We start from the raw sequence: 16,164 nt of genomic DNA, 5'->3' as shown, positions 1-16,164 counted from the left end.
CTAACACTCCCAATTACAATGGGTTAGCCTACGGATTTTAGCTTATTGTTACCATCCATTAAAGATTCTAAGCCAATCATTTAGCGCATTAAACCTTCCTCATTAATTATTGAAGTCCCAGAAAACCAGAGGCATAGATGTTCCAGTGTTTCATTTAAGCTTTATTGATAAATTGGTAGTTTATGTTTAAGATAGGTTTTATAAATAAAACGGAGCATATTGACCCCCTAAAGTAAAATAGTTTACAGCCCTCTTTCCTTTGTCAAAGTTCAATTTCCTATTAACCCTTTTGTTACCTAAATTTTGGCTAAAGCCGGCTGCGGTATTGCATCTTTTAAAATGGGCTAAAGCCCATTCCTATTGAGTGGGTATTTTTACAAATGAAGCTTGGTGGTTTCAAACTAAAAGGTCCCTATCAAATCTGAAAGCCTGGAACAAGGGCTTAGTAGCCGGGATAGTTTTTATAATGGAATGCTACTTTTTGATAGTAATAAGGATACGAGGATATTTTTTAGTTGCTCCTAGTCAATGATAGAATACTGCACAAACGAAAAGATCACGCCTACTTCATTAATATTAGGAGCAGGGTTCTCATTAAATTATCCCTACCGCAAAGCCATTCAACGAAAAATTGAATAGCCTTGGGCAAAATAAATCAATGCAGAATACGCATAGAGTAGAGAAAATTTTGGTTTGGCTGTGAGATGTACTCATGTTACTAAGGATAGCTCTGATAAGACAAAAACCAAACTTAAATTCAGTTTTTATAGAATATGACAACATTGATATTTAATCGGATGCCGTAAAAATGTCGTTAATAAACCGCTTTCAATCCGTATTATAAATATAGTTTTATAATTAACTTAGAAGAAATTTAAACAAAATTTAGAATGAGTATAATAGGAAAGGAAATTAGTAAAACTAGAAAGTTAAAAGGCTTAACTCAAGAAGAGTTAGCTGAGTTATCAAAAGTTAATTTAAGAACAATACAACGAATTGAAAATAATGAAAGTGAACCACGCGGAAAAACGTTAAAATTAATATGCGAAGTATTAGATATTGATGTAGAAGATTTAATAAATAGCAACAAACAAATTGAAGGTGATTTTAACAATAACCTGGTTCACGGATATAAGTTGGCATCAAAGGGAAAGCGATTTTTAGGTAGTTTATTGGAAACTATTATTTATTCTATTACCATTTATCTCCCCTATACATTTTATAAAACATCATCATTAAATGGGTTTGTAAATGGAGAACACCCCATTGGATTTGGCTTTGCAGCAATTTTTGGGCTAATTATTGGAGCCATATTTTACCCAATGTTTTCAGGGAATTTAGGACACCGTATCATTGGTTTAAAGGTTATTTCATCAGAGACGGGAGATGATTACCAAAAAGCAACAGAGGGGGCAATTCGTGAACTTTTAAAAGGTGTGTTTAGCTTTTTTTTAATTCCCATTATTTGGGTTCTTTGGGATGATAAAAATCAAAACTTATATGATAAGCTGTCGAAGACTTATGTAGTAGAAAAAATGATATAGTGAAATAAATCTTATGCCACTAACAAAGGGACCACCGTTTGAAATTATTTGCCGTTTATTTAGAAGCGTCAATTTTGATGGGTTCGCTGTAGCAAGGTATGCTCAAATGTACAAGCGTGAACCCAAATACTTTACTGTTTTTATCCTTTGGCAAAGTCCAATTTCCTATTAAACCTTTTGTTACCCAAATTTTGGCTAAAGCCGGAGGCGGTGGTTTCGTTTTTAAAATGGGCTAAAGCCCATTCCTATTGAGTAGCTATTTTTACAAATGGGGCTTGGTGTTTTCAAACCGAAAAATCCCCTTCAAATCTGCAAGCCCGGAAGGGTTGAATAGGTGCCTTGGAGCTGGAATTGGTAATTTTTTTCAGTATTATCCTGGCCCCTTCCAATTCCACAACATCCTCCAACAAGCTCAGGGTCCGATTTTTAGCAACCAGGTCAAAGTCTTGAGAATTTAGGTTCCGTAAAGGGTTTTATCCTGTATAAAGGCCTATGTTGACCCATTTAGAAAAAAGGGTTACTGCTTGCTTGCCTTGGTTAAATTTCAATCTATTTGATCAGCTAATTGTTGATTTAAACTTTTGACCAAAAAAAAATGAAAACCAGTAAATCCAATCCAAATCTTTTATTCGTAGGTAGTTGATGAATACGCACTATTCTTTAACTAAACTAAATTTAAGATGAAAAAATCTAACCTATTGAAAGCCTTTCTTGGCTTTTCTTTGCTCGCTTTTGCTTCATGTGAAGATGACGACATGATGGATATTGATAGGCATGGGGCAACTTTGTTTGTTACCAGCAACGCCAGCGGTGATATCAATACTTATGAATTTAAAGATGATGGAGGGGTGGAAATGAATATGTTTACCACGCTTTCCACGGGAAATGAGGGCATTCATTATGATGATGCCAGTGATGAACTTATTGTGGCTTCTAGGAGCGCTCTTCAAGTAAATGTATACGCTGATGTTTCCAGTGTTTTGATGAATCACTCCCTTTCATTAGACCTGGGTGGTTCCGGTGCTGCGGACTTAATGAATCCACGAGCCATGGCTGTAAACGGAAATACAGTAGTCATTGCAGACAATCAACAAAACCAGTTTTTTGTTTATACCAGATCAGGTAATAGCCTGATGTTAAAGAATACTTTTGATATTGATTTTGCAGTCTGGGGCGTTGAATTTATAGGGGATGACTTATTTGCCGTTGTAGATAAAACTTCTGATTTGGCGGTGTTTAATAATTTTTCATCAAACAGTACCGATGGCATGCTTCAAGCCTCAAAAATGGTTACCATTGAGGGAATCGTACGGACACACGGATTGGCCTATGATATGATGAATGACATGATGGTGATGACGGATATTGGCGATGCTGCAAATACAGAAGATGATGGAGGATTTCATCTAATTGAAGATTTCAGCAGCACCTTCAACAATACCTCGGATGGAGGAACTATCGGGATGTCTGCACAGACCAGAGTGGCAGGAGCTGCCACCATGATGGGTAATCCCATCGATGTAGCTTATGACGCTGAATCCGGAACGGTTTATATTGCCGAGATTGGAAATGGTGGAGGTCGTGTACTTGGATTTTCCAATTATGGAAACGGAGGAAATGTACCTCCTTCTTGGAATGTTTCCCTCAGCGGTGCCAGTTCCTTGTACCTGTCTAATGATTAATTTGTCGTTTTATGAATTATTCTATGCAGGCAATTCATGCAATAGAAGAGCTGAAATTAATGTAGGGTCGTAAATTGGACTTGTGAAGGCTCCAATGCAAAGAAGGACAATTAAATAGGTCCTTCTTTGTTTTGAGTTATTGTTTGTAGGGTTTGTGATGGGAGTTAAACCCTTCTTTCACTTATTTTTCCCGTGCAAACAAACTTAATAAGTGAAGATTGAAGATTTTTCTTATAGGAAGCAAAACGAAGCATATTGCCCCCTAAAATAGAATGATTTTCCGCCCTCTTCTCTAGGGCATGGTTCAATTCCAAATTAAAGCTATTGTTACCTGTTTTTAGGCTAAAGCAGGGTGCGGTGGTTTTGCTATTTAAAATGGGCTATAGCCTATTCCTATTGAGAAATATTTTTTTATTAATTAGCAGCTATTTTGACCTGAATTAGGAAATAAATCTTGATTCTCTTACTGACAATTGCTGGTAATTTAGTTCATATTATTACCTTTATAGACATTATTTAAGCTAAGTCATTTTTGGTTTCAATACAACATATAATCTTTTATGAAAATTAACCTATTACTTTTTATTTTTTTGTGGGTAGCCATTCCTTCTATAGCTCAAGAAAGCAATAACTATTCTATCAGCCTTTACGATGAATTTAAAACAGGAGGAAGAGAAATTCCAGAGCAGTATGTAGGAAGCAATGAAAATGGGCATTATTTCCTATATTCCAAAGGAAAATTTGGCAATGGCTTGTCTAGTTTGGTTAAGTTCAATAATGATTTTCAACCTACTATGGAAGAAATTCAATTGACCCATTTTGATGAAGAAGAAGGGGTTAGTGAAGTGTCACTAGGTGTCATTGAACTTGGCGACAAGCTCTTGAATATAACTTCTAAATCGACAAAGACTTATCGCAAATATTTTGCTAAGACCATTGACCTTAATGGCTTCCGAATCGCTTCGGAAAAGGAAATCCTAAACCTTTCGATTGAAGGGGTCAACATGAAAAGATCGTATGTGTCATTTGTTCTTGCAGCAGATAGCAGCGCTGTCGGCCTATTCTACACCATACCCACTAAGCCGAAAGAATTTAGAAAGTATGGGTTAATCGTTTTTGACAATGACTTTAATAAGATTGATGCCTTTACTTATCAGTTCCCTTTCAGCAAAAATGAATTTGTAGTTATGGGCGGAACCCTTCTCAACAAGAAGGAAATGATATTATTGACCGCTGATTTAAGTAAGGTACCTTTAAGCCCCAATAGTAAAAAGGTACCTGACTATGGCTATAAAATTGTTCAATTGAATCAAGGGAATTCAAAAACTATTGGGGAAGTCCCTAATGATAATAAATGGTTAAATAGCCTTGCACTACGTATTGATGGATCAATAATTAAGCTAGTAGGTCTATATTCAAATGTGGGTAGATATGATGCGCATGGAACATTTTTTCATCAGATTGATCAATCAAATCCAGGGGAAACCATTCATCAACTAGAACCCTTCGATCAAGCACTTCTAGATCGACATGCTGAAATCCCTAACCTTGAAAATTTATCCAAGAAAAAAATTAGAAAAAATAGTGAATTGGCCTATTACATTCCAAAAAGTGTGTTGACATACGATGATGGCGCTATACTTATGATTGCAGAGGAGATCCATACCTTTTCACAATATATAACGACCTATTATTTCCAAAACCTTATTGCAATTCATTTTGACAAAAACGGAAACCGGTTATGGACAAAAATGATAAAAAAAGATAACTCTAAAGATAATACCTGGATTTATTCGAGTTATTTGGTGCTAAAGGATTCAACAGATTTTCATCTGATATATAATGGTAATAGAAAAAATCTACAAAAGAACGATTTAAAAAGATTCAAAGCCTTCAATAATGAAGAAGATGAATCTGTGGTTATTGCGACGATCACCAAAGAAGGAGATGTAAGTCAAAAAGTGGTGACAAATAATTGGCAAACCCAGGGTTTCAGAGTAAGACCCAAGCTTAGCTCGAAATTCAATGACAATGAGGTTTTGTTATTCTCCCAAAAACCTTCAAACGTAAAAAATCAACGTTTCATTTTGCTTAATTTAAATGGGAAAAAGTCACTTACTACGGATTAATTCAATAAGAAAATTGAGACTTGAATAATTTGAACCTCTCATAAACCTTTTGAATCTTTGGTATAAGGATCAGCTTAAAATTAGCTAGGTTTGATTGGCCATAAGCGATGGGGAAACTTATCAAAGTCCACCATTTATTTCTAACTTTATGGAGATAAAAATAAACTGGACATGGAATACCATATCAAAGCTTCTTCACAATCAAACCAAGATGCAGTTATTCATATTAAGGCATCAAATATAGCCTTTGGCACTACTTCAAATTCTGTTGAAACTTTGCCCAATCCGGCTGAATTATTTTTGGGTTCTTTTGCTTCCTGTGCTTTAAAAAATGTTGAGCGCTTTTCTGGTATTTTGAAGTTTGATTATACCCATGCTACCATTGAAGTCCACGCAACCCGCCTCGAGAATCCCCCAAGGATGGATAATATCAATTACCATTTGACCGTCCACAGTAGTGATGAAAACCTTAACCCTGACTTACTCAAAAAAAACATTGAAAAGTTTGGTACCATTTACAATACAGTAAAAATGGTTTGTTCCATTTCAGGAACGGTTAGTAAAGTTTAAGCTGAATGGTGCAATATCGTTTTTACCACATCCCGCAAACCTAAACTTTTTGATGGCTTAGGATGGCCATTATATTTCTGCGCAGCTTGTTAATATTTGGAAATAATGCCTATATTGAAATTCCCCATAGGCCCGTAACCTCCTTCAAAAAAGAAGCCTACATTTTTGAGGGGGTAAAAACCAATCCCGCTCAATAATCCTGCAGAATAATTGAGGTCCTCATCTGTTCGATAAAACATGTAGTTAATTTGATCTTCAGGCAAATGACCACTAGACCTGTCAAATTTATCCTTTACGGAGTTTAATGTTACACTTGCATAATACCTCACATACACGTCCCATTTCTCCGGCTTAAGATTAAGTTGTAATTGATCACTCAAGAATGAGGTTAGATGTACCGTAGCTCTTATTCCTAAAGGAATAAAATTTTGATCATAGTTTAAACTTTTACTGTTTGAATCAAATACTGATAAAAAAGAATATTGCCTCTTCTGATACCCAACAAATACTCCGGTACTTATAAATTTACCAAGACCATAATCAAAAAACATTTCCGTATAAAGGCTATTTTTGCCTTGTAAAAACTTTGTGTTATTTAGGGCAGTCCCTATTCCAATTGATTTTCTCCCTTTTATGGAAAAACTTTTATCATTCTGTTGGGCAGATACAGTTACTCCGGTAACTATAAAAATGGCTGCTGCTAATGCTACTTTTTTCATAACCAATAGTTTAATTTGAGCATCTTTACCAAAAAAAGCTAAATGATGTCGGGCAATATTTGCCTTGAACTAATTTTAAAATTATTTAAAAATAAAATTAGTTCAAAATAATATGAAGGCTTTTAAAATTGAGCTTTAGCCCATTAGTAAATAATTTTACTGCGGGGCACAACCAGCATTCAATCTCTTCTTGGGATCAGGAGGGCAGGTAGAAACCAAGGATTTTACATCGTGTTTTTCTCAAAAGCTTCTTTTTATCACCTTGAATTGTGCTTTAATAAAAAACCCGGCTTTCCTATTGGGGTTTGATGGATGATTTTTAGCTCAAAAATCGTATATTATCGAATCTTTTTTTAAAATAACCAAATCCAAATCTAATGAGAAGAATTGTATTATTTGCTGCATTGTTCCTGATTCTTTTTCAGGTAAAAGCAGAATTAAAATTGCCTAAGGTTTTTGCAGACCATATGGTACTTCAGCGCGGTCAAGAAATACCTGTTTGGGGAGAAGCTGATCCCAGACAATGGGTGAATGTGACCTTTCAGGGAAAAAAATACAGAGTAAAAGCTGACAAGGAAGGTAAGTGGATGCTGAAGATGGATGCTTTTCCCAAAGGTGGCCCTTATATCCTATCCATCAATACCAAAAAAGAATCCAAGGTATTGGAAAACGTAATGATGGGAGATGTGTGGCTTCTGGGTGGTCAATCCAATATGGAGTGGGCCTTGAAAAGGACAAATAATGGAGAAGACAGTATCAAGACTGCCAACCACCCCAATATCCGTCTTTTTGAAGTAGGTAGAAACCTTAGCTTGGAAGAGATTGAGGAAGTGCCGGAAGCCAAGTGGTCCATTTGTTCTCCGGAAACAGTGGCCAATTTCTCTGCCATCGGTTATTACTTTGCCAGAAGAATTGAAACAGATATGGATGTGGCTGTAGGCCTACTGGATATCAACTGGGGAGGAACTCTTTCTGAAGCCTGGACCAGTGCAGATGCTTTATTGACCCATCCGGATTTCAAGGAGAGAGTAGCAAAAAACCAAATGGAGGGACCAAAGGATTTCTCAGATCCTGATTTGAAAAAGCCCAATAGCTGGCCAACCAGTTTATTTTATGGCATGTTAGAACCTGTGATTCCTTTTGCGATTAAAGGGGCACTTTGGTATCAAGGTGAATCCAATGCATCAAGGGCTTACCAGTACAGGGAGATTTTTCCTTTAATGATTGAAGACTGGAGAGCGCAATGGGGACAGGGAGACTTCCCTTTTCTTTGGGTGCAATTGGCCAATTTCAGGCAGCCAAAAGCTGAGCCGGTGGATAGTGACTGGGCTGAGTTAAGGGAGGCGCAGACCATGACCTTGTCTCTACCAAATACTGCGCAGGCCGTAATTATAGACAAAGGAGAAGCGGATGACATTCACCCAAGAGACAAATGGACAGTGGCGGAGCGCCTGGCCAAAGGAGCTAAGAAAATTGCCTACGGCATGGATGTGGTCTATAGTGGACCTACGTTTAAATCTATGGAAATTCAGGGAAATCAGATCCGCATTAGCTTCGACCATATTGGATCGGGTTTAGTGGTCAATGACAAATATGGCTATGTGAAAGGTTTTGCTGTTGCAGGTGCAGACAAGGAATTTCACTGGGTTACTGGAAAACAGGATGGCGATCAAATTGTCTTGGAGACAGGAGACATCAAAAACCCTGTTGCTGTAAGGTATGGCTGGGCAGACAATCCTGATGACGTAAATGTATACAATAAAGAAGGGCTTCCAGCCAATCCTTTCAGAACGGATGATTGGGAAGGAATCACTTATGGAAAAAGGTAAGCTTGTCCAATAAATAATAATTTACCTCCGGAAATATGGGCAAATAGTAGAGCAATTTTCCGGAGGTTTTTTTATGTAGAAAAAATTACCAAAACATAATTTTTTCTATGGCTATAATCAGTCTTTTGATGTCTTCAGGAAATACATGACCGATGTGACCAATTCTGAAAGTTGCTGCTTTGGATACCTTTCCGGGATAAATCACAAAACCCTCCGCCTTGAGCAAATGGTAAAGTTTGTCAAAAGAAAAGTCAGGGCTTGAAGGCTCATGAAAAGCTGTAATGATAGGCGACTGGTCTTCCTCAGAAAGGAAAGCTTCAATGCCCAATTTTTTCATTCCCAGCACCAAGGTCTGGTGGTTGCTGGCATATCTTTTATACCTGGCAGCGATGCCGCCCTCTTGTTTTAATTCATCTAATGCCTGCAAAAATGCCCTTACTGTATGGGTAGGAGAGGTGAACCGCCATTTACCGGGATCATTTTCCATAGCTTCCCATTGGTCATAGAGATCCAGAGAATGGCTTTTTGAGTTGCCTTTGCATGCTTTGAGCACTTCTTTTCGGGCAATGATAAAACCAAAGCCGGGCACGCCTTGTATACATTTATTGGCACTGCTTATCAGAAAATCAATTTTTGGTGAGCGTATGTCTAGGGGAACCCCTCCAAAACTACTCATGGCATCCAAAATAAAGCATTTATTGTATTTTTCTGCGAGCTCAGCAATGGGAGCATATTTGTTTAACATCCCTGTAGTGGTCTCGCTATGGACCATACCGATATGACTAATGTCGGGATTTTGCTTCAACAGCTCCTCAACTTTTTCCTGGCTTGCCTGCTCATGCTCTTCCAAGTCCAGTAATTCCAAGCTGATTCCCATAAGCGAAACGATTTTAGCCATTCGTTTGCCATAGGCACCATTGGAAAGCACCAGAATTTTGTCCTCCGGTTTCAAACAAGTCCACAGGACAGCTTCTACGGAAAAGGTACCGCTTCCCTGCATCAAAACCGTGCTGTATTCATCTCCACCATTGCTTAAAGCAAGTAAGGAACTACGAATATCTTGTACAATGCTTTTGTAATCTTCATCCCATGTGCACCAGTCACGGTTCATGGCTTCCCTAACTGTTTTACTTGTACTCAAAGGGCCGGGTGTAAGAAGCAGGTAAGGGTTTTCTGGAATCATATTTTTTTCTTGAGGTTGAATATACAATCAAATATAATTGTTTCTGAAATTGATTCCTGCTAACAAAGTATTTTAACCCATAAAATGCAATAGACAATCTATTACCTGATGAAATCATTTCAAAACCAGTCCCTTCGTTGCTGTTTTCAATTTCACATGGCAACACTTTACTAAAATCTACAAACAGCCTGAATTTCTTGTGATTATAACACTCCCTGAGAAAACTCGGGACAAACAATACGTATACTATTACTAAATCGAAGTTAAATAAGCGCATGCTATCAGTCTCCGTGCATAAGTTTTGCAAGGTTTGATTCACCCGGAGATTTCCATGCTTTTGTGTGCCTTTACTTTCGATTTTAATACTTAAATAGGCTAAGGCTAAAATAGCTTTTGCTGTCCTGGAAATGATAGTCAGAACTGAAACCTGATTTTTCCCGCAATTCAATTAAATCCCTAAGGCCATATTTCTGAGAAATTTCCATATGGATGGGTTCGTTATTTTCAAAGGTTATGTTTTGCTTGGCCACTTGAACCGTTTGCTCGGCCTTACTTATTAAGAAGCTCTTGGTGGTTCCGCTTTGGGGGTCGTAACTGGCATAATGATCAAAGTTCTCAGGAATAAAGTTTCCCTTCAATTCCTTATTGATTCGGTGTAAAAGGTTAAGGTTGAATCTTTTTGTTACTCCCTCAGGGTCATCATAAGCTTTCAGGATAGTCTGAGGATGCTTTTTTAAATCTGCTCCAAGTAAGAAAAAATCACCATCAGTCAGGAAGCTTCTTACAAACTTCAAAAATTCTACAGCTTTTTGTCCTTCAAAATTGCCGATATTGCTCCCCATAAAAAGTACAATTTTTGGATTCTTTCGAGGTTTAATTTTTTCAAGGGTTTCAAAATAATCACCGGCAATGGGTAAAATGTTCAACTCAGGAAACTTGCTGCCAATGACTTTCTTATTGTAGTCAAGGATATCCGGAGAAATATCAAGAGGTAAATAATTAACCGTCTTTCCGGAATTTAGCAGAGCTTCAAGGAATAAGGTTGTTTTGGTCCCATCGCCTGCACCTAATTCTACTATATCATAAGTGCTATTTGGAAGTAGGGCAATGATTTCATGACTCCTGTCACGTAATATTTCCGTTTCGCATTTAGGCAGGTAGTAACTGTCCATCTGCATGATTTCCTGAAATATGGAGGATCCTTTTTCATCATAAAAATACTTAGAGAAAAGCCGTTTGGGCTGTGAATTCAGACCTTTGAGGATGTCTTTTTCGAAGCTGTTGTTTATCATAGGGATTGTGCAAGTCTAATTCCTGAAAAAATCCATTGGGATGGAGGAGCAAAGAAGTTTCTGTAGGTTTTACGGCTGTGGTTTTCGGCAGTAGCTACAGAAGCGCCCCTGAGTACCTGTTGGTTGACCATAAATTTTCCATTGTATTCCCCTAAGGCTCCCGGGGCTTTTTGGAAACCGGGGTAAGGCAAGTAGGCGCTCGAAGTCCATTCCCACAGTTGCCCCCAGGTAAACTGATCTGCAGCAGCCTCCCACTCAAACTCTGTAGGTAACCTCATGCCTTTCCATTCCGCAAAAGCAAAGGCTTCATAATAACTTACATGCTGAACCGGCAAATCCGGATTGATCTCTTTTAATCCTCCTAAGGTATAAACTTGCCACTTGTCTTTTACCTTGTGCCAATAAAGCGGGGCCTTGATTGCATTATTGCAGATATGCTCCCAACCGTCTGAATGCCAGAGATTAAAGTTTGAATAGGCTCCTGACTCTATAAATTCAATAAACTCCCCATTGGTTACCAACTTGTTTGAAATCTTATATGGGGCCAGGTAAACTTTATGTTTTCCCAATTCATTGTCATAAGAAAACCCCTCTCCTGAAAAACCTATGGACTTGATGCCTTCCTCAATTTCTATCCAGTCTAAGCGTTTGTTTTCGGGTTCATTTTTAAAACGGTCTCCATACACCGGAAAGGTGGGTTGATTGCCCAAGATATATTTGATGTCATAGACCAGTAACTCCTGATGTTGTTGTTCATGGTTGATTCCAAGTTCGATGATCGCTAACATTTGACGGTCAGGATTGCCATCATTTATTAGCTTTTTGACTGCATTGGTCACATATGCTCTATAAGCCATCACTTCCGTTACAGGTGGTCGGCTCATCAATCCTCTGTTGGGGCGCAATATTGTATCTCCTGCATTGTTGTAGTAGCTATTGAATAGATAGGCGAAATCCTTGTCGTATATTTTATAAGAGGGACAGAAAGGAACGAGTAAAAATTGTTCAAAAAACCAAGTACTGTGGGCGAGGTGCCATTTAGGAGGAGAAACTTCTGCTATGGGTTGGGGAACATAATCTTCTACTTCAAGTGGGGCGCAAATCTCTTCTGTTTGAATCCGACAGTTTATAAATCTATCCAAAAGTATGGTGGGATTGCATACTGCTTGCTCTAACTTCCCTTTCATGAAAATTATTTTTAGTTGGGTTAATGTTTTTAACAAATAAAAATGGGGATGGTTTTCACCATCCCCAAGTTTAAGCAATTATCGCGCTAATTTTTAAATAATCGACTGATTATTATTCGTAAAGCTCTACAATCATTTCTATTTCAACTGAAATATTGGAAGGCAAAGAGCCCATTCCAATAGCTGCTCTGGCATGCTTTCCTTTTTCACCAAATACTTCTACCATCAAATCTGAAAAGCCATTGATGACTTGAGAATGCTGGGTAAAGGAAGGGTCTGCATTGACCATGCCTTTGGCTCGAACGATGTTTTTCACCCTGTTTAGGTCTCCAACTTCTGCTTTTAAGGAAGAAAGTAGGGAGATGCCTGCAAAACGGGCGGCTTCTATTCCTTCTTCCAAGCTTATTTCACTGCCCAATTTACCGACTACTTGTGTACCATCAGGTCTGTCAGGACCGGTACCGGCCAAGTAAACGACATTACCCATGGTTTTGGCTTTTAGGTAATTGGCTGTCGGTGGTTTAGGTGTTATTAGTTCAATTCCCAGATCTTTGATCCTTTGTTCGGCATCAACACCATCCGTTTTTTGTTCTGTTGCGACCTCTTTTTTCTCTCCCTTATCTTTTGATGGTCCACCACACCCGGCAAGACTTAAGAAAGGAATCAACAGTATTAGAGCGAATTTTCTCATTGTATGATTAATTTTTTGTTAGATTTTCCTTTTAGTCAAAACAAATCAAGTTGCCAATGGAGGTCCACCGGGAACGGTAATTTGCTGCTTGCGTTTTTTGGATTCCCATTTTTTGGCGGTGAAGTTGGCCGTCAAATATTCGCCCATAAAAACTTCTCCGGACCATTCACTATTTTTTAACTTACCGGTAAACATATAAACAACGGAATCTCCGGGTTTTCTGAAATGGCTTCTGATTTTAATGGTGTCTCCTTCGATGGTACCATATACGTCTTGCTCGGCAAAATCACTCTTGTGCGTTCCATTTAGCCAGTTGCCGTCTTGCTCCAATATCATATGGTGAGTACTTTCGCTGCTAAAGAAAGCCATGTTGATGTCCCATCTTCCGGCAATATTTCCGGCAGGAGCTGCCATACTGGTATCAGGTGCAGGTCTCTTTTCGGAAAGCGTATCGTGTAGCCTATTGGCCACTACTTTTGCTTCACCTTCTTGCATTTGACTTGGCGTAACATTAATGGAAGTCAATCCATCTTTGCCGCCGCTTCCAATAGCAATTCTTGGCTCAGAACGTCCAAATAGTTCGGCTACTTCAGCACCTGTAATATTGAATTGTTTCGGATCCCAGCTAATGACTAGGTTTGGGGCCCGGTTATTGAGTCCCTCAGGGATATTTATTTTGTGGCTAACACCTTTTATTTTAGTGGCTTTATCAGCGATTAAGTTTAGCCAGTCCATCCATCGGTCCCACTCTTTTTCATGGTCTCTGGTGGTCCATGCTTCTACTGCTGCCAGCATTCCGAGCATTTCCTCTTTACCTACTTTATTGTCTCTTCCCGGTCCATGGTGAGGTGAGCTAGCCTGCCAAGCAGAAAGCATAAGGTCTTTTCTACCCAACAAAAGTCCGGCACACTGAGGGCCACACATGGCTTTTCCACCACTATAGGCTACCATGTCTGCTCCACGTTCAAAATGAACTACTGGAATGCTAAGGTTTTCAGCAGCGGCATCCACCATAATTGGGATGTTTTGTTTTTTTGCAACTTCGGCAATAGCTTCCACTGACATAGGCTGTCCGGTAGCAGAACTTCCATTTGCCAGCAAATAGATCATGGCAGTTTTAGGATTGATGGCTTTTTCCAAAGCTTCCATACTGTCCACTTCTACTACAGTTATCCCAATATTTCTAACCGCATGGTCATAAACATTTCTGGAATGCCTAGGGATAATTACTTCTGTTTTGTCAAGGCCTGATAAGTCAGGGATTCTAAGTAATTTTTCAGGATTACCTCCTGTAACACAAGCAGCAGTACCGTGCTTCATCGCAGCCGCACAACCGGCTGTAATAATTCCAAATTCCGCTTTGGTGATTTCTGAAAGCCTTTCACCGATGGCAAAGGCCAACTCGTCATATTGAACGAAGTTTTTAGAGGCTGCAGCCATGGCCGCATGCACTTCCGGCCTTTCGATGGATCCACCGATAATGGTGAAAGTACCTCGGCAATTGATAATTGGCACTACTCCAATAGATTTATAAATATCTTTATCAAGGGCAAGGGGCCCTTTGGCAACGTTTTTATCCGGGGTAGCCATAAGTGGCGACATACTCATCAGGCCTCCTCCAACGGGAAGGATGGCCAGGTTTTTTAACATTTCTCTTCTATCCATAATTTTTAGTGGTATTGATTTGCTGCCAATCCGTTAAGGTCGTAAACTACTTTTCCGTCCTTCATGGTCAACTCTGTTTCTAATTTAATTTTACCTTCAATTTTATTTTTTCCTGCATCTATAAATCCAAAATCACCTGTGTGAAGTCTTGACAAAGTAAGATCCGCAACAGCTCCTACCGTCAGGTGGCCTAGATCTTCTCTTTGAATGGCTTGTGCAGTTTTCCAAGTTGCAGTTGCTATGACATCTTCCACCGGCATTCCTATATTGATAAATTTTGACATTATATTAAGCATGTTCTTCATGCCACTGTTCATACTGAACCGATGTAAATCTGTTCCAAAAGATGTTGGTGCCAATCCCTGGCGAAAGGCAGGGATGGCTTGGCTGAACCAAAAGCCGGCACCTCCATGGCCAACATCAAAATTAATCCCACTTGCATAGGCTGCCTTGACAAAGGGGTGTAAGCTACCTGCTGAATCAATGATTGGCAGTCGCTCATCTATTTCTTCAAAACTATGGGTAATAATGTCACCGGGTCTCATTTTGTTCAGTTGATCTGCCAGAGAGTATTCCGGTAAGTGACATTCCACAAGCAAAGGTTTGCCGGCTTTTTCTGATGCCTTCAATGCATTTTCGAAGGGTAGCCAATCTTTGCCCGTGTAGTGGCCAATTTTTATACCTACTAAAATACTAGGATATTTTTTTAGGGTTTCATACGCCTTGTCTACCTGCATGTCAGATAAGTTTTCCTGGCTTTCATTTCCACTCATCCCCACACCCACTATATTCAAAAATGCCAAGACTCTGGTTTTAGAGGCATCAATAACATTGGTTTTGAATGTTTCAAAGTTTCTCCAACCTGAAGTTCCCGCGTCCACTACAGTGGTGACCCCTGAACGAAAACTAAAATCATCTGGTGACACACTGTTGAACCCATCCGCGAAAGTGTGGCTTTTACTTCCCACAAAAACATGTGTGTGGGGATCAATTAAACCGGGGCTGAGGATTAAGCCTGAAGCATCAATTACTTTTTTGGTATTGGTACCGAGAAGATTTCTAGCTACATCGGCTATTTTTCCATCCAATACTGCAATATCCATGGTGTCTTGTATCTCATTCTTTGCGTCAATTAGATAGGCACCTTTTATTAGGTAGTCGTATTCCTGTCCGATTCCCTGCAAGCTGTAAGCGATACAAAGGCATATGGTAAATAAAAGCCTCATTTTGTCTTTATACTATTTAAACTCAGACTCCCAATAGGGTACACTTAGTCCATTCAAGTCCCAAACTACCTTGCCGGAGCGAATGGTCATTTCTGTTTCCAGTCTCCTGTCTCCGTCTATTTTGGTTCTTCTGATATCCAAAAACCCGAAATCTCCTTTTCTAAGAGTAAATACCGCAATGTCAGCTTCAGCCCCCACGTCCAAATGGCCAAGATCCTTTCGGTTGATTACCTGTGCAGGATTCCATGTGGCCCTAAGCACGACTTCTTCCATGGTCAATCCCATGTTCATAAACTTTGAAAGCAGGTTGGCCATGTCTTTAAAGCCACTGTTCATGCTTTGGCTGTGCAAATCTGAGCTTATTACATTGGGGAGAAAGCCTTGCTGTATGGCAGGAATGGCTTGGCGAAAGGAAAATGCGCCTCCTCCATGTCCTACATCGAAATT

13 protein-coding genes are annotated in these 16,164 nt (G+C 39.1%); 5 read left to right on the top strand and 8 right to left on the bottom strand.

The window, feature by feature from the left end; all coding sequences use genetic code 11:
* Window positions 1-890: 890 nt before the first annotated feature.
* From AAC037_RS05250 to AAC037_RS05235, 4 genes are all read left to right on the top strand, one after another.
* Complete coding sequence (locus tag AAC037_RS05250; protein WP_339901993.1) at window positions 891-1,544, top strand: helix-turn-helix domain-containing protein; 654 nt, start codon at window positions 891-893, stop codon at window positions 1,542-1,544.
* A gap of 680 nt (window positions 1,545-2,224) precedes the next feature.
* Window positions 2,225-3,226 carry a hypothetical protein gene (locus AAC037_RS05245; protein WP_339901992.1) on the top strand — a complete coding sequence of 334 codons (1,002 nt, stop codon included), beginning with the start codon at window positions 2,225-2,227 and terminating at the stop codon, window positions 3,224-3,226.
* 560 nt (window positions 3,227-3,786) lie between these two features.
* On the top strand, window positions 3,787-5,355 hold the full coding sequence (locus AAC037_RS05240; protein WP_339901991.1) for a hypothetical protein: 1,569 nt from the start codon (window positions 3,787-3,789) through the stop codon (window positions 5,353-5,355).
* Window positions 5,356-5,526: 171 nt separating this feature from the next.
* Window positions 5,527-5,925 carry an OsmC family protein gene (locus AAC037_RS05235; protein ID WP_339901990.1) on the top strand — a complete coding sequence of 133 codons (399 nt, stop codon included), beginning with the start codon at window positions 5,527-5,529 and terminating at the stop codon, window positions 5,923-5,925.
* 89 nt (window positions 5,926-6,014) lie between these two features.
* Here the strand turns inward: AAC037_RS05235 and AAC037_RS05230 are convergent, their stop codons facing one another.
* Window positions 6,015-6,644 carry a hypothetical protein gene (locus AAC037_RS05230; RefSeq protein ID WP_339901989.1) on the bottom strand — a complete coding sequence of 210 codons (630 nt, stop codon included), beginning with the start codon at window positions 6,642-6,644 and terminating at the stop codon, window positions 6,015-6,017.
* A gap of 377 nt (window positions 6,645-7,021) precedes the next feature.
* Here AAC037_RS05230 and AAC037_RS05225 point away from each other — a divergent pair, with 377 nt between their 5' ends.
* On the top strand, window positions 7,022-8,473 hold the full coding sequence (locus AAC037_RS05225) for a sialate O-acetylesterase (RefSeq protein WP_339901988.1): 1,452 nt from the start codon (window positions 7,022-7,024) through the stop codon (window positions 8,471-8,473).
* Between the two features lie 85 nt (window positions 8,474-8,558).
* Here the strand turns inward: AAC037_RS05225 and phnW are convergent, their stop codons facing one another.
* The 7 genes from phnW to AAC037_RS05190 all read right to left on the bottom strand — a co-directional run.
* Complete coding sequence (phnW, locus tag AAC037_RS05220) at window positions 8,559-9,656, bottom strand: 2-aminoethylphosphonate--pyruvate transaminase (RefSeq protein ID WP_339901987.1); 1,098 nt, start codon at window positions 9,654-9,656, stop codon at window positions 8,559-8,561.
* A gap of 359 nt (window positions 9,657-10,015) precedes the next feature.
* Window positions 10,016-10,948 carry an L-histidine N(alpha)-methyltransferase gene (gene egtD, locus AAC037_RS05215; protein WP_339901986.1) on the bottom strand — a complete coding sequence of 311 codons (933 nt, stop codon included), beginning with the start codon at window positions 10,946-10,948 and terminating at the stop codon, window positions 10,016-10,018.
* Complete coding sequence (egtB, locus tag AAC037_RS05210; protein ID WP_339901985.1) at window positions 10,945-12,135, bottom strand: ergothioneine biosynthesis protein EgtB; 1,191 nt, start codon at window positions 12,133-12,135, stop codon at window positions 10,945-10,947. The genes egtD and egtB overlap by 4 nt, the downstream gene beginning before the upstream one ends.
* Window positions 12,136-12,247: 112 nt before the next feature.
* Complete coding sequence (locus AAC037_RS05205) at window positions 12,248-12,826, bottom strand: RidA family protein (RefSeq protein WP_339901984.1); 579 nt, start codon at window positions 12,824-12,826, stop codon at window positions 12,248-12,250.
* A 45-nt stretch (window positions 12,827-12,871) separates the two neighbouring features.
* Window positions 12,872-14,491, bottom strand: a complete 1,620-nt coding sequence (locus AAC037_RS05200; RefSeq protein WP_339901983.1) for an aminotransferase class V-fold PLP-dependent enzyme — start codon at window positions 14,489-14,491, stop codon at window positions 12,872-12,874.
* 5 nt (window positions 14,492-14,496) lie between these two features.
* Window positions 14,497-15,717 carry an amidohydrolase/deacetylase family metallohydrolase gene (locus AAC037_RS05195; RefSeq protein WP_339901982.1) on the bottom strand — a complete coding sequence of 407 codons (1,221 nt, stop codon included), beginning with the start codon at window positions 15,715-15,717 and terminating at the stop codon, window positions 14,497-14,499.
* A gap of 12 nt (window positions 15,718-15,729) precedes the next feature.
* Window positions 15,730-16,164 (bottom strand): amidohydrolase family protein (locus AAC037_RS05190; protein WP_339901981.1); only part of this gene is annotated, 435 nt, incomplete at its 5' end.

Source organism: uncultured Cyclobacterium sp. (assembly GCF_963976465.1).
Taxonomy (GTDB): Bacteria; Bacteroidota; Bacteroidia; order Cytophagales; family Cyclobacteriaceae; genus Cyclobacterium.
The sequence above is the reverse complement of the archived record's forward strand: the minus strand, read 5'-3'. Positions and strand labels throughout refer to the sequence as shown.